The organism is Klebsiella sp. GG_Kp175 (assembly GCF_040062325.1).
Classification (GTDB): Bacteria; Pseudomonadota; Gammaproteobacteria; order Enterobacterales; family Enterobacteriaceae; genus Klebsiella; species Klebsiella quasipneumoniae.
Genome location: NZ_JBEAFX010000005.1, coordinates 148,340 through 161,823 on the forward strand (window position 1 = coordinate 148,340; position 13,484 = coordinate 161,823).

The window sequence follows — 13,484 nt, forward strand, 5'->3', positions numbered from 1 at the left end:
TTCTCAGGCGACAGGCACAAGACGGAGAGAAACTATGTTTGAACCTATGGAACTGACCAACGACGCGGTGATTAAAGTCATCGGCGTCGGTGGCGGCGGCGGTAATGCCGTTGAACACATGGTGCGCGAGCGCATTGAGGGTGTTGAATTCTTCGCGGTGAACACCGATGCGCAGGCGCTGCGTAAAACGGCTGTTGGCCAGACTATCCAGATCGGTAGCGGTATTACCAAAGGTCTGGGCGCTGGCGCGAACCCGGAAGTCGGCCGTAATGCGGCGGACGAAGACCGTGAAGCGCTGCGTGCGGCCCTTGATGGCGCAGACATGGTGTTCATCGCGGCAGGCATGGGCGGCGGTACCGGTACCGGCGCGGCGCCTGTTGTTGCCGAAGTGGCTAAGGATCTGGGGATCCTCACCGTTGCGGTGGTCACTAAGCCGTTTAATTTTGAAGGTAAGAAGCGCATGGCGTTTGCTGAGCAGGGGATCACCGAGCTGTCCAAGCACGTTGACTCACTGATCACCATCCCAAACGACAAGCTGCTGAAAGTACTTGGCCGCGGTATTTCTCTGCTTGACGCGTTCGGCGCGGCAAACGACGTCCTCAAAGGCGCGGTGCAGGGTATCGCTGAACTGATCACCCGTCCGGGTCTGATGAACGTTGACTTCGCGGACGTCCGTACCGTGATGTCTGAAATGGGCTACGCGATGATGGGCTCCGGCGTGGCGAGCGGTGAAGACCGTGCGGAAGAAGCGGCTGAAATGGCCATCTCTTCTCCGCTGCTGGAAGATATCGACCTGTCCGGTGCGCGCGGCGTGCTGGTTAACATCACCGCGGGCTTCGACCTGCGTCTGGATGAGTTCGAAACCGTGGGTAACACTATCCGCGCATTTGCCTCGGATAACGCCACCGTGGTTATCGGTACCTCTCTGGACCCGGATATGAACGACGAACTGCGCGTCACCGTAGTGGCGACCGGTATCGGCATGGACAAGCGTCCGGAAATTACCCTGGTGACCAACAAACAGGTTCAGCAGCCGGTGATGGATCGCTACCAGCAGCACGGTATGTCCCCGCTGACGCAAGAGCAGAAGCCGGCGGCAAAAGTGGTGAACGACAATACGCCGCAAACCGCGAAAGAGCCGGATTATCTGGATATCCCAGCCTTCCTGCGTAAGCAAGCCGATTAAGAATCGACTGGAAGTTGGGCATCTGCGCTCTTTGTGCTAAACTGGCCTCCCGATAGTGGTGTACACTTCGGTTGGATAGGTAAATTGGCGAGATTATACGATGATCAAACAAAGGACTCTTAAACGTATCGTTCAGGCGACTGGTGTCGGTTTGCATACCGGCAAGAAAGTCACACTGACGTTACGCCCTGCGCCGGCAAATACCGGGGTCATCTATCGTCGCACCGACTTGAATCCACCGGTAGATTTTCCGGCTGATGCCAAATCTGTGCGTGATACCATGCTCTGTACTTGCCTGGTTAATGAGCATGACGTGCGGATTTCTACGGTTGAACACCTGAACGCCGCATTGGCTGGCCTGGGTATCGACAACATTATTGTTGAAGTCGATGCACCGGAAATCCCGATTATGGACGGCAGTGCGGCTCCGTTCGTTTATCTGTTGCTGGACGCCGGCATCGATGAACTGAACTGCGCCAAGAAATTTGTACGTATCAAAGAGACGGTTCGCGTCGAAGATGGCGACAAATGGGCTGAATTCAAACCGTACAATGGTTTTTCGCTGGACTTCACCATCGATTTTAACCATCCGGCGATTGATGCCAGTACCCAGCGCTATACGCTGAACTTCTCGGCCGATGCGTTCATGCGTCAGATTAGCCGTGCGCGTACCTTCGGTTTCATGCGCGATATCGAATATCTGCAGTCCCGCGGCCTGTGCCTGGGCGGCAGCTTCGATTGTGCCATCGTTGTTGACGATTATCGCGTACTGAACGAAGACGGTCTGCGCTTTGAAGACGAATTTGTTCGCCACAAAATGCTGGATGCGATCGGTGACCTGTTTATGTGTGGTCACAACATTATCGGCGCATTCACGGCGTACAAATCGGGTCACGCGTTGAACAACAAACTGCTGCAGGCTGTTCTGGCAAAACAGGAAGCCTGGGAGTATGTGACCTTCGAAGACGACGCAAAATTGCCAATGGCGTTCCGCGCACCGTCGATGGTTCTGGCGTAAGCCTGACCATTCAGTAAATTCGACTGGTAACCTGGTACTCTCTCCGACCAGGGAACCAGTCGTTTTTCTTTTATAGCCTCTTCCCGTTATTTTTCGCTGCGATCGCTGGGTAATAATTAGCGCGCGTTCGCTGCTTTATTAAGCGTTTTCCCCGGGCAACGGCCTTCATTCATGCTGCCTCAGCGCGCTATTAATGTTAGTATTTGAGCGCAAAATTATTTCTCCGGGTTGCTTTACCCCGTGGACATCAGGTTGTCCTGCGAAAAACGTCAATAAAGAGACAGCCTGAACGACGACGGGTATACCAAAGAAAGGTAATGAACGTGAGTGGATTGCTGACGCGCTGGCGACAGTTTGGCAGACGGTATTTTTGGCCGCATCTCCTGTTGGGGATGGTCGCGGCCAGCCTCGGCCTGCCTGCGCTAAGCAACGGCCATGAGACCGCGACGCCAGCAAAGGCGACCGCCAGCAACCACAACCCGAGTAAAGTTAATTTCTCCCAGCTGGCGCTGCTGGAGACGAATCGCCGGCCCAACTTTACCGTCGACTACTGGCATCAGCATGCCATTCGCACCGTTATTCGTCATCTCTCTTTCGCCATGGCGCCGCAGGCGTTGCCGGTGGCGGAAGAAGCGTCTCCGCTGCAGGCGCAGCATCTGGCGCTGCTCGACACGCTCAGCGCGCTGCTGACGCAGGACAGTACGCCGCCGGTAGTGATCCGCCAGGCGGTGTATATCCCTTCCTCATATTCTGCCTTCCGCGTCAGCGCCTGGATAAGCCAGGTGGCGGGGATCCGTGCAGGGCCTCAACGTCTCAGCTGAAAATAACCACGGACCATCCTATTTTTTGTGACTCCGCACCGCGGGGCGTTTGAGATTTTATTATGCTTATTAAAATGTTAACTAAGGTTTTCGGCAGCCGTAACGACCGTACGCTGCGTCGTATGCGCAAAGTCGTCAATATCATCAACGGTATGGAACCGGCGATGGAAAAACTCTCTGATGACGAGCTGAAAGCGAAAACCGCTGAATTCCGCGCGCGCCTGGAAAAAGGCGAAGTGCTGGAAAACCTGATCCCTGAAGCGTTCGCCGTCGTTCGCGAAGCCAGTAAGCGTGTGTTCGGCATGCGCCACTTCGACGTCCAGCTGCTGGGCGGTATGGTGCTTAACGATCGCTGCATCGCCGAGATGCGTACCGGTGAAGGTAAAACCCTGACCGCGACCCTGCCGGCCTACCTCAATGCGCTGACCGGCAAAGGCGTTCACGTGGTGACCGTCAACGACTATCTGGCGCAGCGTGACGCCGAAAATAACCGCCCGCTGTTTGAATTCCTCGGCATGACGGTTGGCATCAACATGTCCGGCCTGCCGGCGCCGGCGAAGCGTGAAGCCTACGCTGCCGATATCACCTATGGCACCAACAACGAATACGGCTTCGACTACCTGCGCGACAACATGGCCTTCAGCCCGGAAGAGCGCGTTCAGCGTAAACTGCACTATGCGCTGGTGGATGAGGTGGACTCCATCCTGATCGATGAGGCGCGTACGCCGCTGATCATTTCCGGCCCGGCGGAAGACAGCTCTGAAATGTACCGTAAGGTCAACAAGATCATTCCGCACCTGATCCGTCAGGAAAAAGAAGATTCGGACACCTTCACCGGCGAAGGCCACTTCTCGGTGGATGAAAAAGCGCGTCAGGTTAACCTGACCGAACGTGGTCTGGTGCTGATTGAAGAGCTGCTGGTACAGGAAGGCATTATGGATGAAGGTGAGTCCCTGTACTCCCCGACCAACATTATGCTGATGCACCACGTCACCGCCGCGCTGCGCGCCCATGCGCTGTTCACCCGCGACGTTGACTACATTGTTAAAGATGGCGAAGTTATCATCGTCGATGAGCACACTGGTCGTACAATGCAGGGCCGCCGCTGGTCCGATGGTCTGCACCAGGCCGTTGAGGCCAAAGAGGGCGTGGAGATCCAGAACGAGAACCAGACCCTGGCCTCTATCACCTTCCAGAACTATTTCCGTCTGTATGAGAAACTGGCGGGGATGACCGGTACCGCCGATACTGAAGCCTTTGAATTCAGCTCTATCTATAAGCTGGATACCGTGGTCGTGCCGACCAACCGTCCGATGATCCGTAAAGACATGGCGGATCTGGTCTATATGACCGAAGCGGAAAAAATTCAGGCGATTATCGAAGATATCAAAACCCGTACCGCAGCCGGTCAGCCGGTGTTGGTGGGGACAATCTCGATCGAAAAATCGGAAGTGGTTTCCCGTGAGCTGACCAAAGCCGGCATTAAGCACAACGTTCTGAACGCCAAGTTCCATGCCAGCGAAGCGGATATCGTCGCTCAGGCAGGCTATCCTTCCGCGGTGACCATCGCTACCAACATGGCGGGCCGTGGTACCGATATTATGCTCGGCGGTAGCTGGCAGGCGGAAGTCGCGGCGCTGGAAAATCCAACGCCTGAGCAGATTGAAAAAATCAAAGCCGACTGGCAGGTGCGCCACGATGCGGTACTGGCCGCAGGCGGCCTGCACATTATCGGTACCGAGCGTCATGAATCACGCCGTATCGATAACCAGCTGCGCGGCCGTGCCGGTCGTCAGGGGGATGCCGGTTCTTCCCGCTTCTACCTGTCGATGGAAGACGCCCTGATGCGTATCTTCGCCTCCGATCGCGTTTCCGGCATGATGCGTAAACTGGGGATGAAACCCGGCGAAGCCATTGAGCACCCGTGGGTCACCAAGGCTATCGCCAACGCGCAGCGTAAAGTTGAGAGCCGTAACTTCGATATTCGTAAGCAGTTGCTGGAATATGATGATGTGGCCAACGACCAGCGCCGGGCGATTTACACCCAGCGTAACGAACTGCTGGACGTGTCTGACGTCAGCGAAACCATCAACAGCATCCGCGAAGACGTGTTTAAGGCGACTATCGATGCCCATATTCCGCCGCAGTCGCTGGAGGAGATGTGGGATATCGAAGGCCTGCAGGAGCGTCTGAAAAACGACTTCGACCTCGACCTGCCAATCAAAGAGTGGCTGGATAAAGAGCCGGAGCTGCATGAAGAGACCCTGCGCGAACGTATTCTGCAGAGCGCGGTAGAGACCTACCAGCGTAAAGAGGAAGTGGTCGGCGCTGAAATGATGCGCCACTTCGAGAAAGGCGTGATGCTCCAGACTCTGGATTCACTGTGGAAAGAACATCTGGCGGCGATGGACTACCTGCGCCAGGGTATCCACCTGCGCGGCTATGCGCAGAAAGATCCGAAGCAGGAGTACAAGCGCGAATCGTTCTCTATGTTTGCCGCGATGCTGGAGTCACTGAAGTATGAAGTGATCAGCACCCTGAGCAAAGTGCAGGTGCGGATGCCGGAAGAAGTCGAGGCGATGGAGCAGCAACGTCGTGAAGAGGCCGAGCGCCTGGCGCAGATGCAGCAGCTCAGCCATCAGAGCGATGATGAAGCCGCTGCACAGGATCTGGCGGCACAAACCGGCGAACGTAAAGTGGGGCGTAACGATCCTTGCCCGTGCGGTTCCGGTAAAAAATACAAACAGTGCCATGGCCGTCTGAGCTAAGGGCTGATAAAAAAACAAAGGCGCAGAGTTCTGCGCCTTTTTTATGGAGCTGATTCAATGAAAAAACTGCAAATCGCCGTAGGGATAATTCGCAATCCAGAAGGCGACATCTTTATTACCCAGCGCGCCGCGGATGCCCATATGGCGAATAAGCTGGAGTTCCCGGGCGGGAAGATTGAATCTGATGAAACGCCGGAGCAGGCGTTGATCCGCGAGCTGCAGGAAGAGGTGGGAATTACGGCCACTACCTTTTCACTATTTGATAAGCTGGAGTATCAGTTCCCCGATCGCCACATTACGCTGTGGTTTTTCCTCGTGGAAAGTTGGGAAGGCGAGCCCTGGGGTAAAGAGGGGCAGCCGGGACAGTGGATGACGCGGCAGGCGCTGGATCCGGAAGCGTTTCCCCCGGCGAATGAACCGGTTATCCGCAAACTTATCGCCCAGGGCTGAACCCCAGGTTGGGAGGCTAACCCAACTGGCGTTGGGTTAGCGTGCCGTCAAATCAGGGCTGCTGCTCGCTCCAGTCATCGCTATCGGAGAGATCGCCCGCGCTGGGGATGCGCTTCTCCTCTGCTGCCCATTCTCCCAAATCGATCAGCTGGCAGCGTTTGCTGCAAAATGGACGATAGGGGCTTTGTTCGCCCCATACCACGTTTTTGCCGCAGGTCGGACAATTGACGATAGTCTCTTCTGACATGTTATCTCCTTAACAGCAGGCCAGTTCAAAATCAAAGCGCTCCGGCACGATCCCATACTCACTGTCCAGCGGCAGGAAGCGGATGGCGAAACGGCTCTTATGGCCAGAGATCTGCGGATAAAGCTGGTGGGCCAGATCGAGACGCAGGCGCAGCAGATCGGCATCTTCGCCATTATCCTGATAAAAGCCATTGAGGCTGGTCTGTTTGCGAAACTGTCCGGAGTTACGAATCAGATCGAGGATCAGGCTCAGGGACTGGACCAATGGATCGAGGCTGGCAAGCCAGCTGGCCACCTGCTCGTCACGATGCGCCTGCGGCATATGGAGCCAGATATGCAGGGTCGGTAAATCGAAGCTGCAGCAGCCGCCAGGGATACTCAGGCGCTGGCGCACTAGCGCAATCAGGCGATCTTCACGCAGAAACTGACCAATGCGCGGCGCGGCCATCAGGGTGCTGGAAGACTGCTTGAGCTGCTGGCGCAGCGCGTTAATGCGCTCCTGATCGACTCCCGGCACTTCTGCCCAGGACTGGAGCTTACGCTGCTGGCGCTCCAGCTCTTTGACCAGATCGGTACGCACCTCGCCGCGCTCCAGGACATCCAGCAGATCGCCGGCGTTACGGAAAAAATGGAGCGCATCGGCATGGCTGGCAATCATCGGATGGAAAGCCATCTGCTGGATCAGAAATTCGATGCGCAGCCAGGTGCGCATTTTCTCATTAAGAGGATGTTCAAACAGAACGGGGGTATGCATTACGAGTTTTCCTGTGAGGCGGCCTGCAATGCCAGCGTTAAATACTTTTCGTGCAGGCGGGCAACATCCGATGCCACTGCATCCGGAGTGCCAGTGTTTTCAATAACATCGTCCGCGATGGCCAGGCGCTGCTCGCGCGTGGCCTGGGCGGCAAGAATATGTTCAGCATGTTCGCGGCTGACCTTATCGCGCAGCATGGTGCGTTCGATTTGCGTCTCTTTTGGCACATCGACGACCAGTACGCGATCGGCCTGGCTGGACAGGCGGTTTTCGACCAGCAAAGGTACGACCCAGAGGAGATAAGGGGAGGTGGCGGCCTGCATCTGGCGGCGCGTTTCCTGCTGAATCAGCGGATGCAACAGCGCGTTGAGCCAGGCTTTTTCCTCCACCTGAGCAAAAATTTTTTCCCGCAGCAGACGGCGGTTTAGCGTGCCGTCGGGGGCAATCATCTGTGGCCCGAAGTGGCCGGCAATGGCCTGGAGCGCCGGGGTGCCAGGTTCGACCACCTGGCGGGCGATAACATCGGCATCGATAACCTTAATCCCGAGCTGCGCGAAGGCGTCGGCGACCGTACTTTTACCGCTGCCAATCCCGCCTGTTAACGCGACTGTGTACCCCATATCTTCTGACCCTGAAACGGATTGCTCGTATTTTTGGTATTCAGACAGCGAGGACGGGCAGTATGCCGGAGAGGCGACAGCGATCTTGTCGTGATGGCACCGTGCCAGCCGGGAGCGCCGTCCGCTATTCTGTTTCTTTTAATCAAGCAAATCAAATGGTTAAAAATAATGCGCTGGCGGGTGGAGATATAAGCGCTTTTTTCTCCATTCACCAGGTAAATTTATACGATTGTAGCGTAAAAAAAGTGAAAATCGCAGTCTTGCGCGGGCCTGATTCGTGCGTATGATAACGTCACTGGAGTTGTGCTCTCACATTAATGCCATTAACCCCAGGAATTCGCACATGCGTATTGAAGAAGATCTGAAGCTTGGTTTCAAAGACGTTCTTATCCGCCCGAAACGCTCTACCCTCAAAAGCCGTTCTGATGTCGAGCTGGAACGTGAATTCACCTTTAAACATTCAGGCCTGACCTGGTCCGGTGTGCCGATTATTGCGGCTAACATGGACACCGTCGGCACCTTCAGCATGGCGAAAGCGCTGGCCACTTTTGGCATTCTGACGGCAGTACACAAGCACTACACCGCGGAAGAATGGCAGGCGTTTGTCCAGAGCGTATCCGCAGACGTTCTCAAGCATGTGATGGTTTCCACCGGTACTTCCGATGCGGATTTTGATAAAACGCAACAGATCCTCTCTCAGAACCCACAATTGAACTTTGTGTGCATTGACGTCGCCAATGGCTACTCTGAACACTTCGTCCAGTTTGTGGCGAAGGCGCGCGAAGCCTGGCCGCAAAAAACCATTATTGCCGGGAACGTGGTCACCGGTGAAATGTGTGAAGAGCTAATCCTCTCCGGCGCCGATATTGTCAAAGTTGGCATTGGCCCGGGCTCCGTCTGCACCACCCGCGTCAAAACCGGTGTCGGCTACCCGCAGCTCTCCGCCGTGATCGAGTGTGCTGATGCCGCACATGGCCTTGGCGGCCAGATCATCAGCGACGGCGGTTGCACCATGCCGGGCGATGTGGCGAAAGCCTTCGGCGGCGGCGCTGATTTCGTGATGCTCGGCGGTATGCTGGCGGGCCACGAAGAGAGCGGCGGTACTGTGGTTGAAGAGAACGGTGAAAAATTCATGCTGTTTTACGGTATGAGCTCCGAATCGGCGATGACCCGCCATGTGGGCGGTGTCGCGAAATACCGCGCGGCGGAAGGGAAAACCGTTAAGCTGCCGCTGCGTGGCCCGGTGGACAATACCGCGCGCGACATTCTCGGCGGCCTGCGCTCTGCCTGCACCTACGTTGGCGCCTCGCGACTGAAAGAGCTGACCAAACGCACCACCTTTATCCGCGTTCAGGAACAAGAGAACCGGGTATTCAATAGCCTGTAACCGGCTGCGCTGGCGCCTGCGCGGTGCCAGCGTTGCTTATCCTCCCGCCCCGCCAATGGCATCGCCCAGATGAAAAACGGGCAAATACATTGCCACCACCAGAATCCCGACCAGCGAGCCGGTTATCACCAGCATCATGGGTTCAAGATGCGCAGCCAGACTATCGGCTCGCTGATAGGTTTGCTCGCGATGATGATGCGCCAGGTTTTCCAGCATCTGATCCAGCGCTCCCGCGCTTTCCCCCGTGCGGATGAGCTGCAGGCACAGCGGTGTAAAACCGCCGCAGCGGCTTAACGCCTGCCAAATCGGCTCCCCCTGAACGATCAGCGCGCGGGCCTGCGCCAGACGCTGGCTCCATAGCGGGCACGACAGGGACTCTTCAACGCTTTGCAGCCCCTGCAGAAAGCTAATACCGGCGCTTTGGGTTAACGCCAGGATGGTGAAGATCAGGCTCAGCTGTTGTCCGCCGATCAGGGAACCAATGAGAGGGAGCGCGTTAAGCAACCGCTGGCGGCGCAGCAGCCAGTCGCTGCGCCGCCGGATCAGCTGGTTGAGCAGCAGCGGGCTCAGCAGCGAGGCCAGCAGCAGCGGCCAGCCGCGACTTAGCATGTCGCCTGCCGCAACGACCATCCGCGTCAATAGCGGTAGCGGCGTACTGAACGTCTGGTAGATGGCGGTGAACTCGGGCAGGACAAAATAGAGCATCCCCAGCACCACCAACAGCGCCAGAGAGAGCACGATCAGCGGGTAGCGCAGCGCTTTTTTGACTTTGCTGGCGAGCCGCTGCTGCTCCTGCTGCTGATTCGCCAACTGCAGGCAGCAGATATCGAGCTTGCCCGTCAGTTCGCCGGTGCTAATCATCGCCAGATATAGGGGCGGAAAAGCCTGGGGCCACTGCGCCAGCGCGGCAGAGAACGCCACGCCCTGGGCCAGCTCGCGGCCTAGCGCCTCAAGCAGCGCCTGCCACTGGGCATGCGACTGCTGCTGCGCCAGCAGCGATAACCCTTCCGCCAGCGGCAGGCCGGCCTGCAGCAGGGTTGCCAACTGGCGGATTGTTTCGCTGCTGTAGCGCGGGTGCCACAGGCTTTGCTTCACCGTACAGCGGCGTATAGCCAGCGGCAGGATGCGCTGCTGCTGGAGGTGATGCAGCACCTCCGGACGACTGGCTTGCCATAGCATCCCCTGACAAGGAGCGCCTTGCGCATCGACGCCTCGCCAGCGCCAGAGACGCTTAGTCGCCATGGGGGATCCCCAGCACCCGCACCACCTCTTCGAGGCTGGTCAAGCCCTGTTCGATAGCCTGACATCCGCTTTCGAAGAGCGTCATCATGCCCGCGGCTCGCGCCAGAGATTCGATCTCAATGGCGTTGAGCCCCTGGACTATCCCCTGACGTAGCCCCTGAGTGACAGGCAAGACCTCGAACAGCGCCAGCCTGCCGTGATACCCGTGATAACAGTGTTCGCAGCCCGCAGCCTGCCAGCGCGGCAGTGGGCGGGGCCACAGACTGTGCGGCAGGTCGGCGGCACTGCCGGCATTGCGCCGGCAGTGGGGGCACAGCTTGCGGACCAGACGCTGGGCGATAACCAGCGAGAGCGCAGAGGAGATCATCCAGCGGGCGATGCCCATTTGCTGCAGGCGGGTGAGGGTTTCGCTGGTGGAATTGGTGTGCAGAGTAGAGAGCACCAGATGACCCGTTTGGGCGGCTTTCAGCGCGATTTCAGCGGTTTCGGCATCGCGGATTTCACCCACCATCACAATATCCGGGTCCTGACGTAACAGGGCGCGCAGTACGCTGTGAAAGGTCAGCCCGGCGCGCGGGTTGATTTGCGTCTGGTTCATCCCGGCGATGGGGATCTCCAGAGGATCCTCGACGCTACAGATGTTCACTTGCTCCCGGTTTCGCGCCTGCAGGGCGCTGTAGAGGGTTACCGTTTTCCCGCTTCCGGTTGGGCCAGTGACCAGCAGCAGCCCCTGCGGCTGATTCAGCGCCTGGCGGAAGGCCGCCAGCTGAGAGGATGAGAGGCCGAGCGCCTCCAGATCCAGCGCCTGGTCAACCTGATGCAGAAGGCGCAGGACAATTTTCTCGCCATAGCGGCAGGGCAGAGTGGCGATGCGAAAGGAGAGCTGCCGTCCGGCGAGGTTCAGCGCGAACTGACCATCCTGCGGCAAACGATGCTCGGCGATATCGAGACTGGCCATCACTTTGAGTCGTGCGATAACCGGCGCGGCCAGCTCGGGCGCCAGCAGCGGCAGGGCGTGTAGCACGCCATCGACACGCAGGCGGATCCGTAAGTGCGTTTCCGTGGGTTCGATATGAATATCGGAGGCCCGCTGACGCAGGGCCTGCTCGAGGATCTGATTGACCCGTTCGGCGATGTTTTCCGGGCCTGCATTTTGCGCCAGCAGCGCCTGCTTTTCCTGGACTTGCAGGCGCTTATCCATCTGCTCCTGGCTCCAGCATTCAATATCGATCCGTTTTTGCGTCGCGAAACGTAGCGCCTCCATTAGCTCCGTCGGCGGGGTATCGACCACCGCAATGGATATCGTCTGCTCATCGCTGTGCAGCAGCAGGGCGTGATGGCGACGACAGAGAGGGATCAGCTGTTCTGTTTTCATGTTGTCGCCCTCACTTCACGCGGAAGACGTCTTCGCAGGCCTGCTGAAGCGCGCTGTTGTCGGTGATAGTGCATACCCGCTGCCAGCCGGTGACGCCCTCGGCGTTATCCCAGGTCGGGGTTAGGGTGACGCCCAGTCCGTTGAGACTTTCCTGGCCGGTGAGGGTAACGACCCCTTTTGCCACGCTCATGGCGGAGAGGTAGCGCGTGGTGGTTGGCGAGGGGATGCCATTGCTGCCGCCGTCGCATGTCGTCAGGCCGCCATGATCGAGCGCGCAAAGTTCAATTGCCGTCCGGTAGGGGACAAAGGTCTGCAGCAGATCGGTGAGGGCGGCTTTACGCAGGTAGTTCTGGTAGGCCGGGATGCCGATGGCGCTGAGAATGGCGATGATGCCGATGACCACCATCAGTTCAATCAGGGTAAAACCTCGTTGTTTATCCATAAGTCGCTCCTTGTTGTGACAGAAGCACTGTGACGGGATTCAGGGGGACAGGCGAGGAGACGAAAACGATCCGGGAAACCGGGTTCCAGGGTTTTTAGCGGGATTGCATGGTGAGCAAGAGCGGCTGCGAGTCGGGTCGCAAATTCAGGCCTTCACGCCGGAAACGTGAAGGCCCAATCTTCAGCGAAAACGCATCGACAGGTCGAGCGCCTGCACATGTTTGGTCAGGGCCCCGACGGAGATATAGTCGACCCCGGTGTCGGCAAATTCGCGGATGGTGTCAAAGGTGACGTTGCCGGAGACCTCGAGCGCCGCCTGGCCAGCGGTGATTTTCACCGCCTCGCGCATCAGGTCGGTGGTGAAGTTATCGAGCATAATGATATCGGCCCCGGCTTTTAACGCCTGCTCCAGCTCATCCAGCGTTTCCACTTCCACTTCCACCGGCACATCAGGATGCAGCCAGAACGCCTTTTCCACCGCCTGACGGATCGAGCCGGAGGCGATGATGTGGTTTTCTTTAATCAGGAAAGCGTCGAACAGCCCCAGGCGGTGGTTGGCGCCGCCGCCGCAGAGAACCGCGTATTTCAAAGCGGTACGCAGCCCTGGCAGCGTTTTGCGCGTATCCAGGAGTTGGGTTTTGGTGCCCGCCAGCAGGTCGACATAGCGGCGGACAACGCTGGCGACGCCGGAGAGGGTTTGTACAAAGTTCAGCGCCGTACGTTCGCCAGTGAGCAGAATGCGCGATGGGCCTTCCAGCTCGAACAGGGGTTGATCGGCTTTGACCGCATCGCCATCGGCGACGTGCCAGGTGATATTCACGTCGTCACCGGCGAGCTGAATGAAGACCTCTTCCACCCAGCGTTTACCACAGAAGACGCCATCTTCGCGGGTAATGACCACCGCATGGGAGCGTGCATCCTGCGGCAATAATTGTGCGCTAATATCGTTGCTGGCGTCGACTTCGCCGCCCAAATCTTCCCGCAGGGAGTGTGCGACAGCATCGGTAATATCGAGATTAATACGTTCCAGCAGCACGTCACGGCGGCGGTCGGGGTTGTAACGACGAGGCGACATGATAAAGCTCCAGATAGATAAGATTCAGAAGTGGGAAACATGCTAACCTGAACGACGTTTCAGTACCATACACACTTCATCCTTTGGGCCGGCGTGTGGCC

At 57.6% G+C, this 13,484-nt stretch carries 13 protein-coding genes; 6 read left to right on the plus strand and 7 right to left on the minus strand.

Annotated features, from left to right (window positions below; all coding sequences use genetic code 11):
• The first annotated feature begins 34 nt into the window (after nt 1–34).
• The 5 genes from ftsZ to mutT all read left to right on the plus strand — a co-directional run bounded on the left by ftsZ (nt 35) and on the right by mutT (nt 6,243).
• Entirely contained in the window at nt 35–1,186 is a 1,152-nt protein-coding gene (ftsZ, locus tag ABLU73_RS12205; protein WP_002888628.1) for a cell division protein FtsZ, read from the plus strand.
• 100 nt (nt 1,187–1,286) lie between these two features.
• Nucleotides 1,287–2,204: a UDP-3-O-acyl-N-acetylglucosamine deacetylase gene (gene lpxC, locus ABLU73_RS12210; protein WP_002888632.1), complete on the plus strand. Its 918-nt coding sequence runs from the start codon at nt 1,287–1,289 to the stop codon at nt 2,202–2,204.
• Nucleotides 2,205–2,527: 323 nt separating this feature from the next.
• Complete coding sequence (gene secM / locus ABLU73_RS12215) at nt 2,528–3,025, plus strand: secA translation cis-regulator SecM (protein WP_004204345.1); 498 nt, start codon at nt 2,528–2,530, stop codon at nt 3,023–3,025.
• A 62-nt stretch (nt 3,026–3,087) separates the two neighbouring features.
• Nucleotides 3,088–5,793, plus strand: a complete 2,706-nt coding sequence (gene secA / locus ABLU73_RS12220) for a preprotein translocase subunit SecA (RefSeq protein WP_004204346.1) — start codon at nt 3,088–3,090, stop codon at nt 5,791–5,793.
• Between the two features lie 57 nt (nt 5,794–5,850).
• On the plus strand, nt 5,851–6,243 hold the full coding sequence (gene mutT / locus ABLU73_RS12225) for an 8-oxo-dGTP diphosphatase MutT (RefSeq protein ID WP_017901183.1): 393 nt from the start codon (nt 5,851–5,853) through the stop codon (nt 6,241–6,243).
• 52 nt (nt 6,244–6,295) lie between these two features.
• Here the strand turns inward: mutT and yacG are convergent, their stop codons facing one another.
• Genes yacG through coaE form a run of 3 tightly spaced genes read right to left on the minus strand, consistent with a single transcriptional unit; the run spans nt 6,296 to nt 7,863 of the window.
• A complete protein-coding gene (gene yacG, locus ABLU73_RS12230) occupies nt 6,296–6,490 on the minus strand; it encodes a DNA gyrase inhibitor YacG (protein ID WP_004204348.1) in 195 nt (64 codons plus the stop codon).
• A 9-nt stretch (nt 6,491–6,499) separates the two neighbouring features.
• The gene (zapD, locus tag ABLU73_RS12235; RefSeq protein WP_017901182.1) at nt 6,500–7,243 is read right to left on the minus strand and encodes a cell division protein ZapD; all 744 of its coding nucleotides are present in this window, start codon (nt 7,241–7,243) and stop codon (nt 6,500–6,502) included.
• Nucleotides 7,243–7,863, minus strand: coding sequence for a dephospho-CoA kinase (gene coaE, locus ABLU73_RS12240; RefSeq protein ID WP_048294157.1), 621 nt, complete (start codon nt 7,861–7,863; stop codon nt 7,243–7,245). Before coaE ends, zapD begins: the two co-directional genes overlap by 1 nt.
• Before the next feature lie 343 nt (nt 7,864–8,206).
• Here coaE and ABLU73_RS12245 point away from each other — a divergent pair, with 343 nt between their 5' ends.
• Nucleotides 8,207–9,250 (plus strand): GMP reductase, encoded by a 1,044-nt coding sequence (locus tag ABLU73_RS12245; protein ID WP_004204353.1) that lies wholly within the window; start codon nt 8,207–8,209, stop codon nt 9,248–9,250.
• A gap of 36 nt (nt 9,251–9,286) precedes the next feature.
• On the opposite strand, the gene hofC is transcribed toward ABLU73_RS12245, so the two are convergent.
• The 4 genes from hofC to nadC all read right to left on the minus strand — a co-directional run bounded on the left by hofC (nt 9,287) and on the right by nadC (nt 13,383).
• A complete protein-coding gene (hofC, locus tag ABLU73_RS12250) occupies nt 9,287–10,492 on the minus strand; it encodes a protein transport protein HofC (RefSeq protein WP_264923624.1) in 1,206 nt (401 codons plus the stop codon).
• Nucleotides 10,482–11,867, minus strand: coding sequence for a type II secretion system protein GspE (gspE, locus tag ABLU73_RS12255; RefSeq protein ID WP_032455557.1), 1,386 nt, complete (start codon nt 11,865–11,867; stop codon nt 10,482–10,484). Before gspE ends, hofC begins: the two co-directional genes overlap by 11 nt.
• A gap of 10 nt (nt 11,868–11,877) precedes the next feature.
• Nucleotides 11,878–12,309, minus strand: coding sequence for a prepilin peptidase-dependent pilin (gene ppdD, locus ABLU73_RS12260; RefSeq protein ID WP_004204358.1), 432 nt, complete (start codon nt 12,307–12,309; stop codon nt 11,878–11,880).
• A 180-nt stretch (nt 12,310–12,489) separates the two neighbouring features.
• Nucleotides 12,490–13,383 (minus strand): carboxylating nicotinate-nucleotide diphosphorylase, encoded by an 894-nt coding sequence (gene nadC / locus ABLU73_RS12265; protein ID WP_017901176.1) that lies wholly within the window; start codon nt 13,381–13,383, stop codon nt 12,490–12,492.
• Nucleotides 13,384–13,484: the final 101 nt, after the last annotated feature.

Bases quoted from the DNA above. Each gene is read 5' to 3' on its own strand.
- ftsZ (WP_002888628.1), top strand. From the start codon at position 35: ATGTTTGAACCTATGGAACTGACCAACGACGCGGTGATTAAAGTCATC.
- lpxC (WP_002888632.1), top strand. From the start codon at position 1,287: ATGATCAAACAAAGGACTCTTAAACGTATCGTTCAGGCGACTGGTGTC.
- secA (WP_004204346.1), top strand. From the start codon at position 3,088: ATGCTTATTAAAATGTTAACTAAGGTTTTCGGCAGCCGTAACGACCGT.
- mutT (WP_017901183.1), top strand. From the start codon at position 5,851: ATGAAAAAACTGCAAATCGCCGTAGGGATAATTCGCAATCCAGAAGGC.
- yacG (WP_004204348.1), bottom strand. From the start codon at position 6,490: ATGTCAGAAGAGACTATCGTCAATTGTCCGACCTGCGGCAAAAACGTG.
- zapD (WP_017901182.1), bottom strand. From the start codon at position 7,243: ATGCATACCCCCGTTCTGTTTGAACATCCTCTTAATGAGAAAATGCGC.
- coaE (WP_048294157.1), bottom strand. From the start codon at position 7,863: ATGGGGTACACAGTCGCGTTAACAGGCGGGATTGGCAGCGGTAAAAGT.
- ABLU73_RS12245 (WP_004204353.1), top strand. From the start codon at position 8,207: ATGCGTATTGAAGAAGATCTGAAGCTTGGTTTCAAAGACGTTCTTATC.
- hofC (WP_264923624.1), bottom strand. From the start codon at position 10,492: ATGGCGACTAAGCGTCTCTGGCGCTGGCGAGGCGTCGATGCGCAAGGC.
- gspE (WP_032455557.1), bottom strand. From the start codon at position 11,867: ATGAAAACAGAACAGCTGATCCCTCTCTGTCGTCGCCATCACGCCCTG.
- ppdD (WP_004204358.1), bottom strand. From the start codon at position 12,309: ATGGATAAACAACGAGGTTTTACCCTGATTGAACTGATGGTGGTCATC.
- nadC (WP_017901176.1), bottom strand. From the start codon at position 13,383: ATGTCGCCTCGTCGTTACAACCCCGACCGCCGCCGTGACGTGCTGCTG.